Raw genomic sequence first — 24,400 nt, forward strand, 5'->3', positions numbered from 1 at the left:
TTATTTGGTTGATTTTCTCGCTCCAGTCGCTAGATTGACAAACGAATAGTTGCTGCTTATAAGTAAGTTTTATTCATCTATGAGTTCAGGTTTAGATCATGCTAGGTCAGCTGCCACCGTTAAATGCCATCAAAACCTTCGCCATTGCTGCGCAAAATTTGAGCTTTAAACAAGCGGCTAAGGTATTGAATGTCACGCCTACTGCGGTTTCTCATCAGATTAAAAGCTTAGAAGCACAGCTAAATGTAACGTTGTTTGAGCGTAAGGTCCGCAGCATAGAACTGACCCCTGAGGGGGAGAAGTTAGCTGAGACATCCCTCTCTATACTCAATCAATTACACCTGTGTTTAGAGGATATTAAAGCACCAAGTAATAGGGTGACGATCTCTTGCTGTACCTCATTTGCGAGTTTATGGCTGGCGCCACGCCTTACTGAATTTAATCTGAGATACCCTGATATCGAGATCGAAATCTGTGCGAGTAATACGCTGGTGGAGCTTGAGCATGATAGAAGGATTGATATAGCGATACGCTACGGCTTGGAGAGTGATGATCCACAGGAACAGCTATTAGCTCAAGAACAGTTAGCTTGCTATGCCAGACCGGATTTCCTAGATCAGATTACGGAAAAACCCAATCTATTTGTTACTGAGTGGGAAGATGATTTTCTGTCTAATATTGAATGGCGACCTTATTTCGATGATTTAACATATACTGCTCGTAGCTTTAATCAGGAGCAGTTTGCATTACAAGCAGCGCTAGCTGGACAGGGGTATGCACTGATCAGTGATGTGCTGGCTGAAAGTACCTGTCAGCAAGGTTGGTTGGTTGAAGATAAAGGGATGCCGCGACTTACGGGTTATAACTATTCTTACCGGCTCTCGCCTTTTACTGGAGATACCCACCAAGTGCATATTTTTTCTAAGTGGTTAGAAGAGCAGTTCAGAGAGACTAGGCATTAATGATCTTTTTGACGTTTTCTAATGATCTATTTCTTTACCAACCATAGAAGTAAGCATAAATATTCTCTAACAAACCGTACAAGTGGGCAGTTGTGTTGTAGTTTGTTTATCTGTTTTCAGTAAATATAACTATTCAATTTTCTTGAACTACACTGAGGAATACGATTAACCAAAAAGGGACGAGTCTTAAGGATGAGCGCCTAGCAAACGGGTGTTGATATGTTCCAGAAATTGAGTTTAACAGGGCAAATTACTGCAGGATTTTCTTCAATCATATTGTTATTAGTTGTTATATCTGCCTCATCTTGGTTTGGTGTCAACCATGTTTACACCGGATTAGTGGAGTATCGAGGGCTTGCTAGAGATACCAATTTAGCAGGGCGACTGCAAGCCAATATGCTGAAGGTTAGAATCGGCGTTATTAAGTTTTTAAATGAGCGTAGCGAAGAGTCCATAACGCAATACGAAGCACGCTTAAAGAAAGTCGATCAATTTATGGAAGAAGCGAAGGTCGAGATACAAAAGCCTGAGCGAGCCGTGTTAGTTCAAAAATCGGCTAAAAATATTGAAGAATATAAAAAAGCATTCAGACAAGTTGTAGACTTTTTTCGAGAACGAAACGCCATAGTTAAGAATCGCCTAGACCCTTCTGGTCTGTCAATGCGTAAGCAGATGTCGAGTATTATTACGTCTGCCTACGCCGATAATGATCCGTCAGCTGCATTTTATGCTGCCCAAGTACAGGAGCATTTATTGCTCGGGCGCTTATATGTAGCTAAATACCTGATTACTAATGCTAAAGCTGATCAGGATCGAGCGAACGAAGAACTTAAGGAAAAAATAGCACCGTTCGTATCGGATTTAGATTTTAATCTACAAAACCCTACTCGACGCGAATCGCTCAGAGTTTTTAAACAACAGCACGAACAGTATATCGCCGCATTTGATGCTGTCGCTAAAATCATTGAACAGCGAAATATCGTCATTAAAGATTCCCTTAATACGATTGGGCCTATCATTGCTAACGACCTAGAAGATGTAAAATTATCGGTTAAAAAAGATCAGGATAAATTGGGTCCAGAAATACAGGCGTTCGCTGAAAATACGATTGTTGTACTTATCATCCTGTCTGTATTGTCGATTGTTATTGGTTTAGTTTTAGCCTATGTCATAGCAGGCATTATTAAGAGACCAATAGGTGGTGAACCTGCAGAAATTGCAGCGATTACGGAAAGTATCTCTGCTGGGGATCTGTCTCGTAACTTATTAACCAAAGATAGTGATACAGGCATCTACCGTTCAGTTAGTGTGATGTCAGTAATGTTGAAGAAATTAATCGGGGATATCATCGATAGAAGTAAGTCTCTATCTATAAATGCTGATTCTGCGAGTCAAATTTCAGAACAAACTTCTCAAATTATAAATGAGCAGCAACATAAAACTTCCTCAATTGCAGCGGCGGTCAATGAGATGGCTGCAAGTATTCAGGAGGTTGTGCGTCATGCAACGGATTCATCCACCCAATCTAATGCAGGTCTCGAAGAGGTAGAAAAAGGCAAACAAGCGGTTGATAAAACACTTAATGAAATAGGTAATCTGGCTAAAAATTTAGAGGATGCCGTAGAGTTTATTAAAACGCTTGAGCAAAGTAGTAATGATATAGAGGTGGTAATTGGGGTTATCCAAAACATTTCTGAACAAACAAATTTACTTGCATTAAATGCTGCTATTGAGGCTGCTCGTGCAGGCGAACAGGGGCGCGGGTTTGCTGTAGTAGCTGATGAAGTTAGGACGTTAGCGCAACGGACTCAATCTTCGACTACAGAGATACAAGAAATTATCCAACGTTTGCAGTCCGGTACCGCAGATACAGTAAGGGCCATAGAAACAAGTTATTCTCAATCTCAACAAACAGTTGCTCAATCTGAAGAAACGGCACAAGCGCTTGAGAGGATTCATGAATCCATTAATATGATAAGTGAAATGAATATTCAGGTAGCAGGGGCGGTTGAGCAGCAATCCGCTGTGGCTGATGATATTGCAAGAGACTTGGATAGTATTAGCGTCGGTTTTGATCAGACTGCTGCAGGTGCGAAGCAGTCATCTGATGCAAATGATCAAGTACGTGATATCTCTAATGAACTGAAAACGATGGTTTCAACATTCAAAGTTTAAACCAAATAGGATAAGGAGGCGATGGTTATCCATAGCCCATAAATACTAACTTTTATGGCGGAGGTTTGTATTAGTTTGTAGCATTTGGTTACAATTTGATATGGTTAGGGAAAACCCTAATACTTTAGCTATATGTTTTGACTAAAGTTCAATTCTTCTTTCTCGCTTACTGCGTTGCAACATTCTAATGTAGCGCCACCTCAATAAGGATCAGCCGATGCTGGCCTAAAACTATCAAGGTGGAAAACATGGGAATGATAAGAAGAGATCATGGCGCTGAGCACCCATACTGGGGGCTTGGTCCATTCAAAATTCGATTACCGCTCGTACACTACCGTTTAGAGGCTCCAGAGATTATTCAGGGGCTTGTGATGTTCGTTGTTGGTTTGGCGATGATTCCATTATTGGAAAAATACTTGGGTATGCCTTACGAAGCGGCCCTTGCTTTTACGTTTATCGCTGGCCTTGGTTACATTCTTCCTGCTTTATTGGGTGTTCCCCTTGTTCCAGGTTGGATTACGCCAGCTATCCCTGTTGTTATTCTTTACCTGAAAGGTTTCGAGCCTGGACCTGAGGCGATCAAAGCGATGTTTGCGCTACAGATTGAGGTAACGATTATTTTCCTTATTCTCGGGATAACGCGTTGGGGTTCAAAGCTGGTTGACGTTATACCTAATTCACTTAAAGCAGGTATTATCATTGGGGCTGGTATCGCAGCGATGATGGGAGAGTTAAAAGTGGGAGGCCGCATTGATGCTACGCCAATCTCATTGATCGTAGGCTCTATCATTTCTGCTTACGTTCTATTTTCTCTGTCGTTTAAAAACGTAGTTGATAGTAATCCTTTAGCCAAAAAAATAGCTAACTTCGGTATGGTTCCGGGGATGTTAATAGCGATGATAGTTGGCTGGTCTGTAGGGGAATACCCTTTACCTGCAATTGAATGGGGGATTACGCAACCAGATTTTGCTCTTATGGCAGAGTATCTAGTTTTCGCAGTGGGTTTTCCGGGGTGGGATGTCTTCCTATTGGCAATACCTACAGCGATTATTGCTTATGTAATTGCATTTGGTGACATCATCGTTGGTTTTACGCTGGTAGAGCGTGTCGACCATATTCGTAATGATGAGAAAATTGAATCCAATGTCGACCGTGTTCATTTGGTGACAGCGATTCGTAATGGTATCCATTCTTTCTTTGCTCCATGGCCCGGATTAGCAGGTCCTCTATGGACAGCTGCCCATGCGACAGTTGCCGAACGTTACGCAATGGGTCGTAAAGCGATGGATTCTATCTACAGTGGCGGCGGTACTTTCTGGATCACGGGGCTCGTAGCATTATTTATTCTTCCATTGGTAACACTCTTTAAACCGGTGTTACCAATCGCACTGTCATTGACTTTGGTTTTGACTGCCTATATTTGCATCATGGTCGGTATGGAGCAGCTAAAGAACCCTACAGAAAGAGGTGTCGCTGGTATTGTTGCTGTAACATTAGCAATGCCGGACCCTAAATCTACTGTGTATGCAGTTGCAATAGGTTTAATACTTTACTTCCTGATTGAGCGACCTAAGTTGATGGGTAAACATAACCCTGATGATGAAGTGATCTTCGCTGATGGTAAGGATGATGAAGCGAAGAAAAAGGAAAAAGAGACGGCATGATTTCCAGCAGTCCAGAAGCCCAGTGAAAACTGGGCTTTTTTTTGCCCAGATCAATACCTGAGTTTATTAAGTATTATTGTTAGTTTTTATTATATACAGTCAAGGCTGTTTCCTTTATGTTTGTCAGCCAATTTTAGTTCGGTGTGATATCTCTTATGAAAGATAGTGGTTTACTCGGGTTCAGGTATAAAGAAGACTGCTTGCCAGTGTTGATTATCTTGAGCCTTACTGTAGTTGATTTTGTACTTTACTTTACAGTGAGTGACCCTGTTGCGCTGACGCTTTACTATCTATTGATGATCATTCCAAAAGGGGTGATCTGTGCGTGGAATCACCACCATCAGCACCTTTTCACTTTTAGAAATAACTTTCTAAATCGCCTATTAGAATTTGTTTATGCTTTGCACACTGGGGTAACGACGCATTTATGGCGTTTGCACCATGTTTTAGGTCATCACCTTAACTTTCTTGATCAAGAGAAAGATGAAAGTCGTTGGAAGCGAAAAGATGGTAAGCAGATGGGAGCTATTGAGTACACATTAAATGTTGCTTTAACGGCCTATAGTCGCGGTTATCAAGTTGGCAAAAAACATCCTAAACAGTTATCTACCTTTTTAACTTATACAGTAATTACCTTCGCTATTGTTGCGGCATTGGTTTGGTATAACCCTGTTGCGGGTTTGTTGTTGTTTGTTTTACCGATGATTACCAGCTTGTTGTTTACCTCCTATGTAACATATGAACATCACTCTGGGTTGGATACAGAGAATGAGTTTGAAGCTTCCTACAATAATCTAAACCCACTTTTTAATCGCCTGACTGGAAACCTTGGTTACCATACAGCGCATCATCATAAGCAGGGGGTACATTGGTCAAGATTGCCGGAACTACATGCGAAGATTGAGCATAAAATTCCAGAAAACCTTTATCGTAAGTCCATCTTAACTCGCGTTCTTTTAAGAGGCTGAGGGTAGCTCGCAGTCTTACCGCTGCATCTATCTTATTTATAGGGTGTAACCTCGGCTAAGGGAACCGAGGTTACCGCATTGTTAGTACAGTTTTATGAGCATGAGCCGCAGCACACACCTGGCTGACCATGTTTACCTTTCTTCTCATTCGATTCTTTACTGTTACCATCACCTTTAACAGCTACTTCTACAGCGGATGCTTCTTTTGTTGTTGCAGTTTCAGCAACGTCTTTATCTTTCTTGAACAGGCTTTTTAGTAGAGATGACATAGGAATACCTTTATATAATATTAAATGTATTTTTTATGCATGTTAAGATTCCATAGTATTCTAGTCAACTATCAAGATGCAGATAAGCGGTTTATCTAGTCTGAATCAGATATTAAGGGGAGGGGGTTATGGAATTTGAACAGATCGATTCGGTAGAAAAACTTAGAGAGTTATATGGTCTGCCGATGGAGCTAGTGATTAAAAAGCAAAAGACTCAGCTTGATAAATTTAGTCAGCAATTCATAGAGTTATCGCCTTTTATGTTGCTCGCCACATCGGATAATCAAGGCAACATGGATTGCTCGCCAAGGGGAGATCATGCTGGTTTTATTCAAATTTGGGATGACAGTACGATTATTCTCCCAGATCGCCCCGGCAACAATCGCTTAGATAGCTTAAGTAATATTATTGAGAACCCACATGTTGGACTTTTGGTGTTAGTGCCTGGGTTTAGTGAATGTCTTCGTATTAATGGCACTGCCAAAATTGTTACGAATGCTTCTGTATTAGAGCGCTGTGAGCATCAAGGTAAGTTGCCGAAATCCGCTATCGTTATCTCTATCAAAGAGATCTACTTTCACTGTGCTAAAGCGATTACGCGTTCTAAATTATGGGAGCCAGAATCTAGAGTTGATCGGAATATCATGCCAAGCTTGGGTAAGATTTTAATGGCACAGATTGATCCGTCTAAATCAGCCGAAGAGGTAAAAAAGGTAGAAGAGATCATCGAAGATAGGGTTAAAAATACCTTGTACTAAACCAGATAATATCTGCATGGACGCAGGATAATTCAAGCCCCACTATCTCGAAGCGCGTTTAACATGACTACGCTTTGATTTAGCCTAATCGTCAGATCTGATATATTACCTGCTCGGTAAATATCTTGATGTTATGTAGGTTGATTTTTTTATGAAGTTCTCTGCTTTTAAAACGTTATTTAGTTCTTTGTTAGTTGCTGTGATGTTCACAACAAGTGGGTATGTAAGTGCAGGTAACCCGCTAACTTTAAAACAGACCATGAAAGAGATGCGTCTGCAGTATAAAGAAGCGATGGTGAGTAGCTCGGCAGAGGGTTTTAACCAACGAATGGATATCTTTAAAGATCATCTAAAAAACGCGCAGGCTTATGAATTTTCGCCTGAGCGCAAAGTGATCTCTCTTGAAGGTCTGAAAAAAGTAGAACAGCTGGTAAATGGGATTCCAGTTGCGACGGCGGATAACCTAAAGCAGGTTCAGAAGCAGCTTGAAGCAGTGGATGAACTACGTAAGGAATATCACAAGAAGGCGAAGCCAAGTAAGTGGGAGTTGTTCCTTAGCATCTTCGACTAAGGCTGATTTACTCCCCAATTTAATCTGACAGTCGCTCACTCCTATGTGCGCTGTCAGATTAAGTTATCTTCAATCTAAGCGATTTTTAGCTTAGATGACATCGTGGAACTCAGATCCACCATCGATGCCCCAAACGTAATGTTGGCTGCTGAGCCATCAATTGCTTTTTGTGCATCGCCTATTACCGCTTCAAATTGTTGAGAGATCTCTTGGAAGTTTTCTAGCTCTTCAGAGGTACGCTCATTGATTGCTTGAATATGGCTGAATAACGTATCTATTTTAGATAGCGTTTCATCGGTTAAAGAAGACATGCCATTCTCTGTGCCTTTACTCACGGTGTTTAGTGAGTTGTTCACTGTGCGCTCGATCAGTTCTAGTTGAGTTTTAAGACGGATCTCATGTTGTTTCAGGTTTTCTAGATTCTGATCGATATCCTGTGCATTTTCGCGCGAATGTTGTGCAAGCGCTTTTACTTCATCAGCTACTACCGCAAAGCCTTTACCCGCTTCTCCTGCTCGGGCTGCTTCAATAGCGGCATTCAGGGCAAGTAGGTTAGTTTGCTCTGAAGTGGTTGTAATTGCAGACGCTAACGAGGAGATACCTTCAAAGGACGCTAAAAATTGCGCGATCTCATGTTTAAGCGATTGCGAGGCATCGGAAAATTGATGGATTTCGTTACCGAGTAGAGAGGTTTGATCCATGAGTTTTCCGAAATTAGATTGAATCCCCCCAAGATCATTTTCACTCCCTTCTAGGGTTTGGCCTATACCGTTTAATTCTTTTATAGAGGAATTAATGCTGGTGGAGAGTGACTGTAAAAATGCCAGCCGCTCAGTGGAGGCTTTATTTACCTTGGTCGCGTTGCTTAGCACTTTTTGGGCAAAGTCGGTTAATGAGTTCAGTTCATTCCCAACTAAGCGTTGATGGTTTATTACCTCTGGGCAAGGTTTTGGTTCTGGCCGACTACGGATGATTAACCAGCTGCTAAATAGCGATACCGAGAAGGGAACGCAGTAGGTCAGGCTCACTTTGAGCCAATTAACATAGTATCCAGCAAAAAACTGATCGCCCTGATTAATTAGGTTGAGTAGCGTGCCTACAACAATGGCAATGATGGATGATCTTATAAGGGTGGGTTTAACCCAGTCGACGTTATTCAAGAATCTATCCTCTTCTTCAATATGATGTTATTTCAAGCAAGAAATTTCTGCTCCATCCGTAGATCAATTAGTTCCTTTTTAGTCTTTGCCTATAGATGTTTAGGGTGTTTGAACTATTAAAATTAAATAATTAATCGAGTTAACTTAATGATTTAAAAGACCTTTATCTATAAGTCCTGCAGTCGTCCTGAAATTGATAACATGTATTGTATTTACATCTTAATGATCCGTCTATAAGATGTATTAAAAATACATTTAAAGAGACGGCAAAGAGGTATTAGTTGTGAACCCAACATCAATAGCCATCGTGAAATCAACTGTTCCGCTTATCCAAGAAGTAGGTACGGATCTGACCAAGCACTTTTATGGTCTTTTATTTGAAGAGAACCCGGAGCTTAAAAATGTCTTTAACATGGTGAGCCAAGCCAACGGTCGCCAGCAATCAACGCTAGCATCATCGATTCTTTCGTATGCAGCGCATATTGATAAATTGGAAGCCATTGGGCCAGAAGTTCATCGTATTGCGGCTAAACACTTTAGTTTGGATGTGCAGCCAGAACATTATCCGATTGTAGGTCGAAATCTACTAAAGGCGATTCGAGAAGTGTTAGGTGAGGATATCGCCACGAATGAAGTGATCGACGCTTGGGCTGAGGCCTATGAGTTATTAGCCAGTATCTTAATCGGGGCGGAAGCTAATCTGTATGACAGCTCGCAAGAGAACCAAGGCTGGTTAGGATTTAAAGACTTTAGTGTAGTGAAGAAGGTAAAAGAGAGTAGTGAAATTACTTCTTTCTATTTAGCGCCTCTAGATGAAAAACCATTACCTAAATATAAAGCGGGTCAGTTTATCAGCGTGAAAATCAAGGATCCCGATCTAGAGTTTACCGAGATCCGCCAGTACAGCTTATCTGATGCACATAGTGAAGATGTGTATCGAATTTCGGTAAAAGCAGAAACTAGTGGTGATGAAAATACGCCAGATGGTTTGGTTTCTAATCATCTACATAGCAAGGTCGAAGAGGGGGATATCGTTCCTGTTCATATGCCTGGTGGCGAGTTCTTTGTAAAAGACAATAACAGGCCTGTTGTACTGATTAGCGGAGGTGTGGGTATCACGCCCGTATTAGGCATGCTTAATGAGCTTATTTTAAAACGAGATTCTCGAAAAATTAGCTGGTTGCACGGTACCCGTTCCAAAGATGTGCATGCATTTGGTGGACATATCAACATGCTAAAAAATGATCTGTCGAATCTTTCTACTGCTACTTTCTATGAAGATATTTACGGTGCCGAGAAGGGTAGAGATTATGACCACCATGGTTATATTACCGCTGATAAGATTAAGCAGTATTGCTCATTAGATGCTGATTTCTTCTTCTGTGGACCGTTGCCATTTATGCATGCCATCCATCAACAGCTAACGGGCTTAAATGTTCCTGAAGAGCAGCTTCATTACGAAGTGTTCGGTCCAAGCTCGACTCTTTAATCGCTAGAAGTTCTGCTCGCCAGGGTTTTGCTGCCAGTCGGTCGTGTTGATGATGTCACATCGCTTTGCATCAGTATGATCGGTTAAAACTGAAACTCGCTCTATCTCCCTCAAGTAGAGCGGGTTAACTGGCGGGTATTTTTATTCATCCCCACCTCAGGCTAAGGTTCTTCTTAGCGTGTTTCGGGAGATCGCTCTGATCTCCCTTTTTTCGTTTTAGTAAAAAGGGTTATTTAAGTTTTACTACTTCGCAACTCAGTAGTTCTGATAATTTTTTAGATGCTTCTTCGATACTTGACCGACTTTGATTTTCTAACAAAAGAATTCTTTGACCACCATGTTTAATAGCATTTAATTGGTAATAAATTACTAAACGGCTGTTTTTACAGGGGTGAGAAATGACCTGAAGGCACTGAATTTCTGGGTTAGAAGCTTGTAGCTTGTCAGGGAGTAAATTTGAATTGCTGGATTTATAAATGCCGGTGTTGTTGATATGAAACTGCTGCTTGGGACGTAGCTCAGCATAGGCTAGATAGATAGCGGTTCCAGCGAGAGCAGCCAAACCCAAGATAGAAACGACCTCATTTGAATCTATAGTGCTGATGTCTGTTAAAACAAAAGGAAGAATTATTGCAGTGGTAATAATTACTAAGCCTATGATATTCAATGAATTTACCCGATCTGCAAATACGCGCTTAGTGATAAAACTGTTGTTGGCTGTAGAAAGAGTCGTGAAAAAGTTATTGTCGGGCAAAGGCTTCCATTCAAAGCAGCGTAACGCGGAATTTTCAGGTTTTGTTAGTTGGACGGAGTAGTTATATACCTGAGAGGGTGCTTTAAAAGCCCGTATATATTCGCAGAATACCTCTTTAAATTTTACTGTCATGAGATAGTAAATATTAGCTAGGGCTAAACCAATACTAAGTGCACTTAAAATAAAGTTGGCAGGGAAGTTTAATAAATAGAAGTAGATAAATAGCAGAAATAAATTAACAAGAACTGATATTAAAGAGAGAAATACATTGGTCATAGAAATTGTTAGTTAATGAGTTAATTGTATGAAAAATATACTTATGCTCAAGAGCAAATAGGGTACTATCCCTGCTTCATCGATGATAACACCGTAAAGGATTTTTTCATGTGTAATGTCTTTAAGCGACTACTGATTCTAATGTCTAGCGCATTAATGGCTATGCAGGTGCAGGCTGCTGGGGTATCAGAAGTAATCTATTTTATTCAAGAAAACGGCGAAGATTATGTTAGCTATACCACCACGCGAACGCGTTATAGTAGCTACAATCTGTGGTTAAAGAAGCAAGAGGATGATGACGGTACAGAGGAAAAAGCATTAGCTGATTACCTGTATATTTTCCCTAAAGAGTACCGTTGGAATACTAATAAAAAACCTTCTCATAACATTATCACTTTCAGTGGTGGTGATTTTGCGCTCATGAAAATGGGTAATTTCCGGGATGAAAAACAGTTAATTCTGGATGCTAACGGAACTTTCCAAATCAGCAATTGGGATGGTAAAACCAAGAATAAGAAAGGCCGCTTCGGTAAATGGAATACCGGTGGTTTTGATAAGGTTGCTATGGTGTTTGTGATGCCGCAAAACTTGGAGGTTGTGAGCCACAAAGCCAACCGTGAAGGGCAGTGGGTACAAAGAAACAACAGTCTTGCCTTCTATGCTGACTCTGTAAATGATCTTGTGTTTGAGCTGCAATATCGTCATAAAAGCCAAAAGTCTTTCACTAACCTGAAACAGGAATTGGAAGGCGTAGAGGTTGCTCAAACAACTGCTGGGGTTAAGCTTACTTTGGGTTCTCAAGTGCTATTTGCATCAGGCAGTAGCGAGCTTTCCAAAGAAGGTATCGCATTGATCGAAAAATTGGCAGCTGCGATTAAACAAGATCAGAATAAAATTGTTGTTGCCGGCCATACTGACAATGTTCAGGTGAAAGGCGCTTTAACGGCTAAGTACCCAACCAACTGGGAGCTTTCTTCTGCAAGAGCATTGAGTGTATTGCATAAGCTTGTTGAACTCGGTGTTGCTGAAGAGCGTCTACAGGCTCGAGCGTTTGCTGATCAACAGCCTGTTGCGGATAACAACACTGTTGAGGGGCGCGCTAAAAACCGTCGTATTGAAGTGTTGCTGGTTGAATAAGCTTACTTAAGTTTTTAAGGGCGCATTGCGAATTTTTGACTATGAAAAAAACAGTCTTAAAATTTATATTTTTAGGTGGCTTTGGCTACCTATTGCTTTGCGCCTTTCTCTATTTTAATCAAGACAGCCTCCTGTATTTTCCACAAGAACGTAAAGTAAATAGTAAAGAGCATACCCTGTTGATCCCTACTGAAGTAGGCAATACGGTAGTTACCATTCAAGCAAGAAACACAGGTAAAGCTCTTATCTATTTCGGTGGAAATGCTGAAGATGTATCGCAACGCTTAGCCAAGTTTAAGCAAACTTTTCCAGAACACTCATTATACCTAATGCATTATCGAGGCTATGGTAGTGATGGAACTCCGCGAGAAGAAGCAATCTATCAAGACGCACTGGCTTTGTACCAACAAGTGGCTAAAGATAACGCTGAAATTGTACTGATGGGGCGAAGTTTGGGAACGGGTATCGCTACTCGATTAGCAGCTGAAAAAACAGTTCAGCAGTTAATTTTGATAACGCCTTATAGCAGTATTGAGGATGTAGCGAGTGAGCGTTATTGGGGCATTCCTGTGTCGCTGTTATTAAAAGATAAATACTTATCTTGGCAATATGCACCTAAGGTAAAAGCGAGTACAGCTATTCTCCTTGCAGGTAGAGATACTGTGATCTCTGAAGCAAGTTCGATGAAATTATTTGGTAGCTTTACCGATGGCGTAGCGTCGTTCTACAAGTTTGAAACTGCAGGGCATAACAGTATTTCGTCTGCCCCAAACTACCATGAACTGTTGCGTTCGTTCACCTCGGAATAATTGATAACCGGTTTAACTATGGTTATATCATTTAGGGAATACTATTCATGGTATTTCAGGACGACTTGATGTGCTTGCTCGAAATTATCGAGTAAAAGTTGGGTTAGTTTAGGATCGAACTGACTTCCCGCTTTTTCCTTGAAATAGTCGAATACCTTTTCAGGGCTCCAAGGCGTTTTGTAACAACGTGGTGATATCAGTGCATCGAAGACGTCAGCGATAGCGACTATTCTTCCGTAGATATGAATATCTTCGCCTTTGAGACCTTGCGGATAGCCTTTACCATCCCAGCGTTCATGGTGCTGAAGCGCAATTATACTAGCTGTTTTTAATAACGGCCGTTCTGAATGGCGAAATATATCGAAACCTATCTGACAGTGGGTTTGCATGATTTTGTATTCTTCAGGCGTGAATTTGCCCGGTTTCTTTAAAATTTCGTCAGGTATACCGACTTTGCCAATATCATGTATAGGGGCTGTAGTTTGTATCGTTTCACATTCTTCTTGTGGTAATCCAGCTTTATTTGCGATCAAAGCACTTACCGCTGCAACACGTATTACGTGGCTTGCTGTTTCTTGGCAACGAGTTTCACAGGTGTTACCCATGGCTAAAATAATTTCTTTTTGTGTGAGAATTATCTCCTCGTTTATTTCTTCAAGTTCTTGGTTTCGTTTTAAAACGAGTTCATTAAATTCATTTACTTTGTTTGCAAAATAATCGAGTTCTAAGGCTTCTATTCTTTGTGTATCGATGCTGACATGCTGTTCGTAGCTCTCTTTGGTTTGTTTAACTAACCAGCGTAATGGTGCGGTCACGTTTTTATCGAGGACCCAGAACAAAAGACGTGCGACGCCTATCAAGGTTAATAGGTAAAAAGCCATGAGCGTGTAAAGGTAGGTTGCAGACATCCAACGATATTGAGTGGTGTCCACTTTAAAATCTAAAACAGCGAGCACATCATCGTGCTCGGCATCGTGACAGGTTACGCAGTTCAAGCCGTGTTTAGCTGTTGCCAAGTAGGGGTAAGAGATTTTAATTAAAGCAGGTTCTTCAAATGGATTAGGGAGTTCTAGATAGATCTCTTTGCTATCAAACGTTTGTTGGATTCTTGGAATTGAGAGTAAGTCATTTTGTGTAGGCAGGCTAAACTGGTAATTCATTTTGGGGGTTCGAACGATTTTGAGATCCTCGATACCCGGTAAGGAATTTGCTGTATAGACAATCTCCTCTTTCATTTCAAAAGACCCATCACGCATATGTTGAGTTAATGTGTTCTCAATTGATTGAGCGATGGATATGCCTTTATCACGCATAGTGGAATTAATTAATTCCTGAAAATTAACTCCAATAATAATCAACGTACAGACCAAGAAAGAAAACGCTAACACTAAGATTTTCTTAACCGTGATGGTTTTTATACTTTGCTTCATCAATGTTGTACCAGTTCAGATTAACTAGCGACTAGGTTCTTGCTGATCTAACTTTAGCCTAGCCAATGCATCACTGCGTACTGTTGTGAGGTGCAAATGTAACTAAGCTGAAATAGATCAATTTTTGGTTAAGCTTTAGGATTTTTAACGTTGTTGGAGCGAAACAGGTAGACAAAAACTTAGGGGAGGGGATAACCCTGTTCATGGTTAATTTGGTTTAGCGTTGTTCCCTATAGGCTATACTAAATAGCCTAAATATTATTTGTTCGTAATCCCCATTTCTGAGTTTCTCCAGAGGGTGCTTGTTAATGGAAAGGAATAGGTTTGAAGTCTCCTTAGTAGTAGCTGCTTTACGATCTAAATTGGCTCGAAAAATTGCCTTCTTTGTTTTTCTCTCTCTTGTCATTATTGAAATATTGGTTCTCATTCCTTCTTACCTTAAACGTGAAAATGAGCTGGCTTATAAACAGGAACAATTGGCTAACTTATTGGTTATGAACCTTTTCAGTCGAAGCACCATCCCTTTAGATCTTCGGTCTGTTAAGTCCCTAAATCATTCCCTCTCCACGGATAATATTCTGGGCTTTAAACTAGAAGAAAATGGACAGCCAATGATTAACGTAGGTGATTTGGAGGGCATGGCTTTAGCCTCCAATTTTTCATCAGGCCGTAAAAGTCATTTCCATAGAGAGTATAAGAGGCTAGATATTCAATGGCAGTTGATTGTTCCAGAAGTTGGCAATCGCCTGATCACAATGCGCTTAGATGTAGGGTTTATTGATGAAGAATTAAGAATGTATGTGGGACGTATAGCGGGTTTGGTTCTTATTATTTCTGCCTTCGTGACTTTCAGTACAATGGCCGTGCTGTGGTGGTTAGTTTTGAATCCGATTCGAATGCTTGAAGAGAGGCTGAAAAGTTTTTCTAATTTAGAAAAGGCAAGAAGTGATCTCTCCCCTGAGTTGGTAAGGGATGATGAAATCGGTGAGCTTTTTCTAGAATTTAGACGTATGAGAGAAAGGATTCTAGAGGCGACGGATGAGATTAGTAAGTTGGCAGTAACTGATCAACTTACAGGTTTACATAATCGAAGAAAGCTTGATGATGCAATGCTTTTGGAGATAGAACGAGTGAAACGCTATCAAAAACCTTTATCTATCATTATGTGTGATTTAGATCATTTCAAAATGATTAATGATACCTACGGCCATAAAACAGGTGATGATGTCATTGTTGCTACCGCTCATTTAATTAAAAAGGGAGTACGTGCTAGTGATATTGTCGGTCGTTGGGGTGGGGAGGAGTTCCTTATTATCTGCCCTCACTCTGATCAACAAGGAGCTACAGTTCTAGCAGAAAAGATCAGACTGGATATAGGAGAATACGAAGGTGAACCGAATTTAGTGATTACAGCAAGTTTTGGTGTTGCAGAATATATTTCGGGTGAGGATAGCCAAGCGTTTTTATGCCGAGCTGATAAGGCCTTATATGTTGCGAAGTCAGAAGGCCGAAATCAGGTTCGAGTAGATACATAGGTAGCCCTAACAAATAGAGATTACAGACTATTTATAAACCTCGGCGAGCGTCGGTCTTTCATTCCTTGGGTATTCAAAAATGGAGAGTGAATTACCGTATTTTTCTTTTAGCTTATCGACTAACTCTAGATCGGTCATTAAAGAATAGCTGTGCTTTACATCATCAGCATTTCTAAAGTGGCGCCAGCCATTTGTACTGAAAGAAACGATGATCTCCAAACCGTTTTTAATTACTAATTTTTGCCCAACATTTATTTGTAAATCCCGTAGTCTTTGTTGTTGATTTGGAGTCATTATAGCCAGCTTACTGTTGTCGAAAGGGGCTACACTTTTAAAGTTACTCCTACTGTCTAGCGGCATAATTTTTTTACCTGTGTAATGGTTTAGTTCTGGGTAGGGATATAAGAGGAAGCATGATTTTTTACTTCCTCTGTGCCTAGTTCGTTCTAGGTGAGTATTTCTTTATTCATGTGCATTTTCGGATTTATTTTTCGGACCACATTATCGAGTGCAATAGGGCCGGAACCGTAAATGATGATGTGAGTTAGAAGAAGGCCCCAAATGTAGTGCAAATAAAGAGCCGCTGGCGCTATTTCGATGAGGCTGATAACAGCTACATAATTGACAATGAATAGCCCTACGGCAGAAAAGCGCGTTAATAATCCAGTAAATAATAATATGGGAAGAATTAGCTCGCTCATGGTTCCAAGAACAGCAGCTAGTTCAAATGATAGGAAAGGTACTTGATACTCCTCTTCAAAAAGAAATAGCGTAGTGTCCCAATCCTGTATTTTGGTTAAACCTGCATTGAAAAATACTTGGGCTATGTAAAACCGAGAAAATATAGATGCCACTATATGAGCTTTATTAAGTACTTTTTCGTGGTCTAAATAATTATGGTATGTGCTTCTAATCCAGTGAATCATTGTGAGCTCCTTATCTTATCGTTTGCTGAGTTTTTTTAGCCATTGTTGTTCAATGGCTTCAGATAACCATTGGCTAAAGTCAAACTGATGGAATTGCTCTAGAAGATCAGAAAGGCTGTGGCCAGATTGTATGGCTGAGAACCATCGATACTCTGCTTCAGAGATTGATTTGATGCAGGGAAGATGGTCTTTTTGGTAGATCACAAACCAGTACGGTTTATCTTGAGGTATGAGAACAGTTAATAGGTTTTCACTGTTAAGTAAGTCTTTATTTCTGCCTGGCTGATGGAGTCGCCAAAGCTCATCAACTCTAATGGCACTTGTAAGCAGGTTTATATTTTCTCCTAGTTGGATATAAACAGCGCCTAAATCGGTGTCGGAGAGGTGAGAAAGTGAAGCAATATCAAGATTTGTTACTGTGCTTCTTGCCGCTTGCTTTAAATGCCATTCAAGCTTTGCGGTTGTTTCCAAATAAGGATGTTCTTGATGCAAAGGGCCTTTATTTATTAGAGCTGGTAAGCTTTTACCAAAGTCCGCCCAGTCACCGCTGTTAGGTAGTTCTATCTCTAGAAGCTGCTGAGTTAAAAGCCCCATGGTCTTAGGTCCAAGCATTTTTTCAATTACTGGATAGTTCATACACAGGGCTCTGGTTGCGGTAATTAATAGGTTGTTTCTATAGATTTGAATTCCTTGTTCCTCAGGGTGGAATGGATGTACGGTGGAAGACTGAATGCCGCTGAATATCATATTGATAAGTGCTGCTTGGCGGTTATCTAAAGCAGTGCGTTCAGATGGCATGGGCAAACTCCTCTTTTGGAAGAGTGATATTTTGCATGATTGATTTTGCGTATTCTGCTTGTGTTAATAGTGCATGCCAGGAGGGTAGATCGTTATCCCATTCAATAAGGGTCGTAACCGGACCTGTTAATTGCAATGTGCTTTGGTATAACGCCCAACATTCGTCTGATACGGGCTGGCTATGATCATCAATGATCAATTCACCTTGCTTAATCGAGGTATAGCCTGCTAGGTGAATTTCACCTACGGCGTTTATGGGAATTTGATCTATCCAGTCTTCAGCATTAGTTAAAGCGGGGTGTTCACTGAAATTATGGGCATTAACAAGTAAGTTATTCAGATCCAATAACAGCCCACAACCGGTCAAGTGTACTAATTGTGAGAGAAATTCCGTTTCGCTCATTTGTGAATGTGGAAAAGTAATATATGCGGACAAGTTTTCTACTAGGATTTGCCGACCGAGTAGTTGTTGTACTTGATCAATATTATCCGCCATAACCTTTAGGCTTGCTTGCGTAAACTCAAGCGGTAAAAGATCTCCTGCGTGCACTGATTTCCCATTTAAGTGGCTCCAAGTAAAGCAAGCGTGATCAGAGATTAAAATGGGGTGAATCTGCTGTGACAGGCGCTTTAAGCGCAGCAGATACTCTCTGTTTATCCCAATTGCTGAACCTAGACCCATCGATGTAGAGTGCAAACTAATTGGATACTGTTGAGCAATATCGTTTAATAGTTCAGGGATAATGCCGCCTTCGGCAAAGAAGTTTTCGGCATGCAGTTCTACAAAATCAATGGACGATGTTCCGAGTAATGCCTCCTTATAATGCTGGTGGCGTAAACCGACTCCGACCATAGCTTTACAGGTTTCTTTGGTAAATTTATCCGTGTAGAGGCAGGACATCTTTTTTCTCCTAATGAGTGTATTTCATTACGATTTTTGCTGTTCGGCGTAACGTTTTTTAGCTTCAGCTTTCAATAGGCCTCCCATCTCTTTACACGTACCTTTAGCGACAAGTTTCCATTCACCTGGGTCGTTATCGGTTTTGGACTGGCCTGCACACGAATGTGTGCCGGCTAAATTGCCACAATCATTTTGGCCCGCAAGTGCAACGCCGTAGCACTTTTCTTTACCTGCAGCGTGAGCAGAGGGAAGGGTCGCAATGGTTGAAAGAGCGACTGCTAGAGCGGTTGTTGCTACATGTTGTTTATTGTTCATTTTGGTTTTCTCCTGTTCCTTTGAACTCATGTAAATACGGGGCAGTGTTAATTAATCTTCTGCGTTTGCTTGAGCGATTGTTAAGTCTTCAATGCCACGCCAAATGCGATCTGCAGTTTTGAGGTGACCAGGGATATCAGTCAGCCATTTTTTCTGCACATCTTTATTTAAATTGAGGTAAAGCTTGTGGTCCTTGATATAGAAAGCACTTGGGTCCACGTCTAGCTTCTTGTTAAGTGCTACACCCATTGCACAGTAACCACCAAATTGTGGAGCGTATTTAGCTGCATTTGCTTTAAATAGATCGCGGTTTGATTCATTACTGAAACGATAGATCGCTCCTTCATGCGTTGCGGTGAATTTAGCTGAGCCTTCAATCGCTTGGTTTTGTGTGAAATACGCAACTGGATCGTAACCTTTGATCGCTAAATCGTTGGTTCCAATATTGATTGCTTGAGCAAAGCTCATACTGCTCATTAATAGTGCGCCCGCTGTAGCAGCCATTTTCAGTGTTTTTGTAAATTTCATTTGGTTTTCCTCTATCAGCATTAAATGAACCTCGACGAATTCTGGTTCTAACTGAATGTTGGGTTTTGAGAGAAGGTTAGGACGAACAGGCAAACAGTAAGCCGCTAGCAGTCCTGTAAATGGAGTTGATGCTCCAAAACTTGGTTGGGGTACTGATTTACGAAATTCTGCTTTTGCAATAGGGGAGATTAAGGCACTACATATCAAGCTGAAGGTCATTGCCTTGTTTAGCCGAGATTTAACAAATTTAGATAACGTGCTGACTGAAGATAAGTTAAATCCGCAGAATAGAGTTGAAACAACCTGATTCATAAATCCCTCCCTAAATTGGTAGAACGGTTTGTCTACTTAATAAAATAGACAAATCGGTCTACTTGTGTCAATCGTTTTTTATAAATTAATTTTCAAAAAGTAGAAGAACCATTTGAGCTAGACGCATAAACTCAGTTGGTGTTTTTTGTTAGAAGTAGACAAAACGTACTACTTTTGCCAAGATAAAATGGCTTTGATAGGAGATAACAATGAGTCAAAAGAGGCAGTTACTGATTGATACTGCGTTAAAGCTTTTTTACAAAAATGGCATTAACTCCATCGGTATAAATGAAATTTTAAAGTCGTCAGGGGTTGCTAAACGTACCCTTTATAATCATTTCGAAAGTAAAGATGCATTGGTGTTGGCAGCCTTAGAGCAGAGGCATGACAACTTTATGGCCTGGTTAGAGAAAAAGCTGGTTGCTACTCAATCTGAAACAGATGTAATTGAAGCTGTGTTTAATGCATTAAATGGTTGGTTTAAGGGCTTGGAAGCAGAACTAGGAGATTTTCGAGGTTGCTTTTTCATTAATACATCAGCCGAATTCAGTGATGCTGAATGTGAAATTTCTCAATACTGCGGTTACCACAAACAAGAGGTTAGAAATTTAATCCAGAAGTATTTAGGAAAGGGTAATCCTGATCTTTTGGATGCAATTTGTATTATGCAAGAAGGGGCTATTACGATGGCCTATATGACAGGAAATTGCGATGAAATAACCGATAAAAGTATCGAAATACTTAAAAAACTCAAATGGCCTAGGGGCAAGTAGTCACTTTTAACCAGAGTTATTTTTAGTAAATTTATCTATTTCTTTCTTACTTTGGTTTCATACATGGTCATCAACGAAACTTAGTTTATGGCCATTCATTTCCCAAAAGCTATTAAGGGGGGGGCTTTATATTTGAATTTTTCTAAAGTACATGCAGATTAACTCACTACTTTACTTTCTGAACTTTCTTAAAGTACTGGTCATATAGATTTTGTGTGTACCCTTCTTGTTTAAGCTGATCTAATGCTTGGTAAAACTGATAAGCAACTGAATTTTGGTCCACTATGGTATAAAAGTTCTCAATGCTTATATCTGCGTCAGGGGAAAAACTGGGGTTTGGGTATTCTGAGAAGAGCTTTGACTTACGAGAAAATCCCATGTTCATCGGTATAAAGGTTTGATTGATCGCATTAGGGTGAATTTTAATACCGATATCTTCATATTTTTCTATGTCATTCAGTTTTTGGTAGTGATCTACTATCTCTATATCCGCAATGTAGAAGTCACCTCTACCTGTGTTGAGCGCTTCTATTACTTTTTCCATAGATAGCTTGCCCATTTTCGAGATTGTTAGCTTGGGGTAGATTTGGTCCCATTCGAGTTTGCTACTTGAAAGTTCAACAATCAGCCGGCCTTCAATTTCATCCATTGATTCAATTTCAGCTTGGTTATCTAGGGTTATTAGAACCTCTTTCGTTTGTAGACCGTTTGGTAAATAGAACAGATAACCCGTTCTCTTTTGAGAAAAAGAGGAGCCAGGGTAGAAATCTACAGTCCCCCTAGCGAGTTCAAAGTGAAGTCGTTTTTTTGGGATTCTGACAACAACTAGCTCATAGCCGATACGTTCAGCTGCTTTTTGAAATAGATCTAAATAAAGACCTGAGTTATCCCCGTTGCTACCAATCAAAGGCGGTTTAGCAATCGCTTTGTAGCCCATAATGATGGTTTTCTCATTTGCGTTAGCCAAGGGCGACAGTGCGAATAAAAGGAGAAACAGGGATAGGAAATACTTCATATTTTTCTCGGAGTTGAACTAGAAAGTCGGCTTTCTTAGAAGCTAAAACTACTTCCAGTATAGCTAACATTCTTTTATGAAGTGTAAATAGTTAGTTATCACCTCAGGGTTTATATCCTTGCAATTTGTCCGTTAATAATTGCGCCAAATTGGTGCAGTATACTTGCGTTGTTAAGTGTAATTTTTTGTAGTTAATGACCTAAAGGCTAGCTTTGAAATGAGCAGTAAAACGTTATTCAGTGGTATGAGCATTAGTAAAAAGCTGAGAATCAACTTTTTGTTGATCGGTTTGATCCCATTTGCCGTATTGGCTTTGATCGCTATCTACAAAGCCAGTAACTCTTTATCCGAGCAGAGTTATCAGCAGTTAGATGCTGTTCGTGGTATTAAAACTAAACAGATAAAGAATTTCTTTGAGGTCAGTAAGCGCGATGTATTGGGGTTGTCCAATGTTGTAGCTACATTTATCAAGACTGATACATTGTCCGACGTCCTGTTGGAGGTCAATGCCGAAGGTAAAAATCTATTCTCAAAGTACTTAGATAGTTACGGTTACTACGATCTGTTCCTGATTGAGCCGGATGGTTTTATCTCCTATACGGTGGCATTAGAAGCAGACTATCAAACCAATTTGATAGATGGGGAGTATCAGGATTCCAACTTAGGGGATCTGTTCCGTAAAGTGGTTGAGACAGGGTCTTACGCCATTGCCGATTTTGAACCTTACGCGCCGAGTAATGGCGCACCTGCGGGCTTTATCGGGGCGCCAGTATATAATGATGCTGGTGAGTTGCTACAAGTTGTTGCTCTGCAGATTCCTCTTGATCCGATCAATCAGATAATGGGAATCCGCGAAGGGATGGGGGAAAGCGGTGAGTCTTATCTGGTGGGTTCCGACTATCTTATGCGTTCTGATTCCTATCTTGATCCAGTCAACCATTCTGTTGAAGCTTCATTTGCCAACCCTAAAAAAGGAAGTGTTAAGACTGAAGCAGTGAAGGCTGCATTAAATGGTCAAACGGGGAGCCGGTTGATAGTAGATTACAATGGTAACCCTGTATTGTCGTCATTTGCGCGTTTGGATCTTGATGGGGTTAATTGGGCCCTGTTAGTAGAGATTGATGAAGCCGAAGCCTTTGCAGCAGTATCAACCCTAAAGTTAGTTATTGCGATTATCGGTGTTCTAGGTGCCGCCATAATTATCTTTCTTGCGTGGAAAATCTCTGCGGGGATCACGCGACCAATCCTACGCTTATCGAAAACGATTTCGGAGGTTGAAGAAAAAGGCGACTTTTCTGCACGCCTTCCCGTGAATTCACAAGATGAAATTGGTCAGGCCAGCCTTGCTGTAAATAATCTATTGGAGATGACTCAACAAGCGTTAGCTGATACTAAGCAAGTGATGAGTCAAATGGCAGAGGGGAACTTTTCGACTCGGGTTAAGCGTAACTTGAAAGGTGATCTTGCCGATCTGAAAACAGCGATTAATCAGAGTGCCGATCAAACTGAAGCAAGTATGCACGCGATTGGTAAGTTGATGGGGCAACTCTCTGCTGGTGAATTTGATAGTCAAATTGAAACAGAATTACCGGGCCAGTATCAGGTTATGTTAACGACAACTCAGGATGCTATGGCCAATATCGGCAGTGCGATTGTGAGTGTAAATTGCATCATGGCAGCAATGGCTCAGGGTGATTTTGATGGCAGGATAAACGATGTTTTACCTGGGCAGCTCAACACACTGAAAGAAAACCTGAATGATTCTTTAGAAACAATTAGCGCAGCTACGGCTGAGGTCGTCAGAGTTTCAACGCAACAGGCTGAAGGTAACTTAGTTGCAAGAGTTGAAGGAATCTATTCAGGTCGATTTGAAAAGTTACAGGCTTCGATTAACTTTGGTCAACAAAGTATGGGCACGTTAGTTAAAGAGGTAAGAAATGCTGCACGAGATGTAGCAGGGGCGACCAAAGAGATCTCATTAGGGAATCACGATCTTTCAGAACGTACTCAACAGCAAGCTGCTGCTTTAGAAGAAAGCAGTGCAAGTATGGAGCAGATTAGCATCGCTGGGCGAACTACTGCGGGTGATGCACAGCAAGCAAATAAGGTGACTGATCAAGCTCAGGAGCTTTCAAAAAGAGGTAGGGAAGTGATGTCTCGGGCTATCGCTGCGATGACGGAAATCAGAGATTCGAGTAAACGGATTAATGAGATCACAGGGCTCATCGATAGCATTGCTTTCCAAACCAACTTATTAGCGCTTAATGCTGCGGTGGAAGCTGCAAGGGCCGGTGAACAAGGGCGAGGATTTGCGGTCGTTGCAAGCGAAGTTCGTCAGCTATCACAGCGATCTGCTCAAGCGGCTAACGATATTAAGAAACTGATCTCTGATACGGAAGACCGAATTGAAGAAGGGGCGGATCAAGTTCAGCTTTCTTCTGAATCTCTTCAAGGTATTAATGAGAGCATTGAGCAGATGTCAAAATTGGTAGGTCAGATATCTGCTACTAGTAAAAATCAAGCAGATAGCATCGACTCTGTGAGTGGATCTATTATTTCGATTGATGATTCAACTCAGCAAAATGCAGCATTGGTTGAGCAGGTTTCTGCAGCTGCTGAATCAATGCATGATCAGGCGAACAGATTAAACGAGCTGATGACGCGTTTTCATACGGACTAATTAGCTGCCCCAGATTGTGAATAGTTTCCCTTTTGGGCTCAGGGTTGAATACTTGGGCTCGGAAGGGGAATATGGGTTAGCCAATAGAGAACTCTTTTTAGTAGGCTATCGCGTAGATAGCGCTGTTTATTACAGCTAGATTCTCGTGACCTGTTACACATAACTCGCTCCTTTTTCAGTTAGAAGGGAATCAGA

Annotated in this window: 23 protein-coding genes; 12 read left to right on the forward strand and 11 right to left on the reverse strand. The window is 40.8% G+C overall.

Annotated elements, in window-relative coordinates:
• Positions 1-98 precede the first annotated feature (98 nt).
• The 4 genes from ACMXYS_RS05260 to ACMXYS_RS05275 all read left to right on the forward strand — a co-directional run bounded on the left by ACMXYS_RS05260 (position 99) and on the right by ACMXYS_RS05275 (position 5,769).
• The gene (locus ACMXYS_RS05260) at positions 99-962 is read left to right on the forward strand and encodes a LysR family transcriptional regulator (RefSeq protein WP_415897832.1); all 864 of its coding nucleotides are present in this window, start codon (positions 99-101) and stop codon (positions 960-962) included.
• 219 nt (positions 963-1,181) lie between these two features.
• Entirely contained in the window at positions 1,182-3,137 is a 1,956-nt protein-coding gene (locus ACMXYS_RS05265) for a methyl-accepting chemotaxis protein (protein WP_415897833.1), read from the forward strand.
• A 248-nt stretch (positions 3,138-3,385) separates the two neighbouring features.
• Positions 3,386-4,801, forward strand: coding sequence for a xanthine/uracil/vitamin C permease (locus ACMXYS_RS05270; RefSeq protein WP_415897834.1), 1,416 nt, complete (start codon positions 3,386-3,388; stop codon positions 4,799-4,801).
• Positions 4,802-4,956: 155 nt separating this feature from the next.
• A complete protein-coding gene (locus ACMXYS_RS05275; protein ID WP_415883907.1) occupies positions 4,957-5,769 on the forward strand; it encodes a fatty acid desaturase in 813 nt (270 codons plus the stop codon).
• Between the two features lie 92 nt (positions 5,770-5,861).
• Here the strand turns inward: ACMXYS_RS05275 and ACMXYS_RS05280 are convergent, their stop codons facing one another.
• The gene (locus ACMXYS_RS05280; protein WP_415897835.1) at positions 5,862-6,038 is read right to left on the reverse strand and encodes a CCGSCS motif protein; all 177 of its coding nucleotides are present in this window, start codon (positions 6,036-6,038) and stop codon (positions 5,862-5,864) included.
• A 128-nt stretch (positions 6,039-6,166) separates the two neighbouring features.
• Here ACMXYS_RS05280 and ACMXYS_RS05285 point away from each other — a divergent pair, with 128 nt between their 5' ends.
• Positions 6,167-6,796, forward strand: a complete 630-nt coding sequence (locus ACMXYS_RS05285) for a pyridoxamine 5'-phosphate oxidase family protein (protein ID WP_415897836.1) — start codon at positions 6,167-6,169, stop codon at positions 6,794-6,796.
• A 151-nt stretch (positions 6,797-6,947) separates the two neighbouring features.
• Positions 6,948-7,367 (forward strand): cytochrome b562, encoded by a 420-nt coding sequence (locus ACMXYS_RS05290; protein ID WP_415897837.1) that lies wholly within the window; start codon positions 6,948-6,950, stop codon positions 7,365-7,367.
• A 74-nt stretch (positions 7,368-7,441) separates the two neighbouring features.
• Here the strand turns inward: ACMXYS_RS05290 and nrtS are convergent, their stop codons facing one another.
• Positions 7,442-8,527: a nitrate/nitrite transporter NrtS gene (gene nrtS / locus ACMXYS_RS05295; protein WP_415897838.1), complete on the reverse strand. Its 1,086-nt coding sequence runs from the start codon at positions 8,525-8,527 to the stop codon at positions 7,442-7,444.
• A 283-nt stretch (positions 8,528-8,810) separates the two neighbouring features.
• Between nrtS and hmpA the strand changes: the two genes are divergently transcribed.
• Positions 8,811-10,016, forward strand: coding sequence for an NO-inducible flavohemoprotein (hmpA, locus tag ACMXYS_RS05300; RefSeq protein ID WP_415897839.1), 1,206 nt, complete (start codon positions 8,811-8,813; stop codon positions 10,014-10,016).
• A 229-nt stretch (positions 10,017-10,245) separates the two neighbouring features.
• Here hmpA and ACMXYS_RS05305 read toward each other — a convergent pair whose 3' ends face one another.
• Entirely contained in the window at positions 10,246-11,046 is an 801-nt protein-coding gene (locus ACMXYS_RS05305; protein ID WP_415897840.1) for a hypothetical protein, read from the reverse strand.
• 108 nt (positions 11,047-11,154) lie between these two features.
• Here ACMXYS_RS05305 and ACMXYS_RS05310 point away from each other — a divergent pair, with 108 nt between their 5' ends.
• Positions 11,155-12,183 (forward strand): flagellar motor protein MotB, encoded by a 1,029-nt coding sequence (locus ACMXYS_RS05310; RefSeq protein ID WP_415883914.1) that lies wholly within the window; start codon positions 11,155-11,157, stop codon positions 12,181-12,183.
• Between the two features lie 41 nt (positions 12,184-12,224).
• Positions 12,225-12,992 carry an alpha/beta hydrolase gene (locus ACMXYS_RS05315; protein WP_415897841.1) on the forward strand — a complete coding sequence of 256 codons (768 nt, stop codon included), beginning with the start codon at positions 12,225-12,227 and terminating at the stop codon, positions 12,990-12,992.
• Between the two features lie 41 nt (positions 12,993-13,033).
• On the opposite strand, the gene ACMXYS_RS05320 is transcribed toward ACMXYS_RS05315, so the two are convergent.
• On the reverse strand, positions 13,034-14,422 hold the full coding sequence (locus ACMXYS_RS05320; protein ID WP_415883916.1) for an HD-GYP domain-containing protein: 1,389 nt from the start codon (positions 14,420-14,422) through the stop codon (positions 13,034-13,036).
• A 308-nt stretch (positions 14,423-14,730) separates the two neighbouring features.
• On the opposite strand from ACMXYS_RS05320, the gene ACMXYS_RS05325 reads away from it, so the two are divergent.
• Positions 14,731-15,957, forward strand: a complete 1,227-nt coding sequence (locus ACMXYS_RS05325; RefSeq protein WP_415883917.1) for a diguanylate cyclase — start codon at positions 14,731-14,733, stop codon at positions 15,955-15,957.
• Positions 15,958-15,984: 27 nt separating this feature from the next.
• Here the strand turns inward: ACMXYS_RS05325 and ACMXYS_RS05330 are convergent, their stop codons facing one another.
• The 6 genes from ACMXYS_RS05330 to ACMXYS_RS05355 all read right to left on the reverse strand — a co-directional run bounded on the left by ACMXYS_RS05330 (position 15,985) and on the right by ACMXYS_RS05355 (position 19,425).
• On the reverse strand, positions 15,985-16,317 hold the full coding sequence (locus tag ACMXYS_RS05330; RefSeq protein ID WP_415883918.1) for a hypothetical protein: 333 nt from the start codon (positions 16,315-16,317) through the stop codon (positions 15,985-15,987).
• Between the two features lie 86 nt (positions 16,318-16,403).
• Entirely contained in the window at positions 16,404-16,883 is a 480-nt protein-coding gene (locus tag ACMXYS_RS05335) for a DoxX family protein (protein WP_415883919.1), read from the reverse strand.
• Positions 16,884-16,898: 15 nt separating this feature from the next.
• The gene (locus ACMXYS_RS05340; RefSeq protein ID WP_415883920.1) at positions 16,899-17,681 is read right to left on the reverse strand and encodes a putative DNA-binding domain-containing protein; all 783 of its coding nucleotides are present in this window, start codon (positions 17,679-17,681) and stop codon (positions 16,899-16,901) included.
• Positions 17,671-18,582, reverse strand: a complete 912-nt coding sequence (locus ACMXYS_RS05345) for a DUF692 domain-containing protein (protein ID WP_415883921.1) — start codon at positions 18,580-18,582, stop codon at positions 17,671-17,673. The genes ACMXYS_RS05340 and ACMXYS_RS05345 overlap by 11 nt, the downstream gene beginning before the upstream one ends.
• Positions 18,583-18,609: 27 nt before the next feature.
• Positions 18,610-18,897, reverse strand: coding sequence for a DUF2282 domain-containing protein (locus tag ACMXYS_RS05350; RefSeq protein ID WP_415883922.1), 288 nt, complete (start codon positions 18,895-18,897; stop codon positions 18,610-18,612).
• A 51-nt stretch (positions 18,898-18,948) separates the two neighbouring features.
• Positions 18,949-19,425 carry a YHS domain-containing (seleno)protein gene (locus tag ACMXYS_RS05355; RefSeq protein WP_415883923.1) on the reverse strand — a complete coding sequence of 159 codons (477 nt, stop codon included), beginning with the start codon at positions 19,423-19,425 and terminating at the stop codon, positions 18,949-18,951.
• 521 nt (positions 19,426-19,946) lie between these two features.
• On the opposite strand from ACMXYS_RS05355, the gene ACMXYS_RS05360 reads away from it, so the two are divergent.
• Positions 19,947-20,510, forward strand: coding sequence for a TetR/AcrR family transcriptional regulator (locus ACMXYS_RS05360; RefSeq protein WP_415883924.1), 564 nt, complete (start codon positions 19,947-19,949; stop codon positions 20,508-20,510).
• A gap of 166 nt (positions 20,511-20,676) precedes the next feature.
• On the opposite strand, the gene ACMXYS_RS05365 is transcribed toward ACMXYS_RS05360, so the two are convergent.
• Positions 20,677-21,477 carry a substrate-binding periplasmic protein gene (locus tag ACMXYS_RS05365; RefSeq protein WP_415897842.1) on the reverse strand — a complete coding sequence of 267 codons (801 nt, stop codon included), beginning with the start codon at positions 21,475-21,477 and terminating at the stop codon, positions 20,677-20,679.
• A 265-nt stretch (positions 21,478-21,742) separates the two neighbouring features.
• Here ACMXYS_RS05365 and ACMXYS_RS05370 point away from each other — a divergent pair, with 265 nt between their 5' ends.
• Positions 21,743-24,205, forward strand: coding sequence for a methyl-accepting chemotaxis protein (locus ACMXYS_RS05370; RefSeq protein ID WP_415883926.1), 2,463 nt, complete (start codon positions 21,743-21,745; stop codon positions 24,203-24,205).
• Positions 24,206-24,400 lie beyond the last annotated feature (195 nt).

Origin of the sequence: Neptuniibacter sp. QD57_21 (genome assembly GCF_047778075.1) — a bacterium.
In the GTDB taxonomy this organism is placed as follows: Bacteria; Pseudomonadota; Gammaproteobacteria; order Pseudomonadales; family Balneatricaceae; genus Neptuniibacter.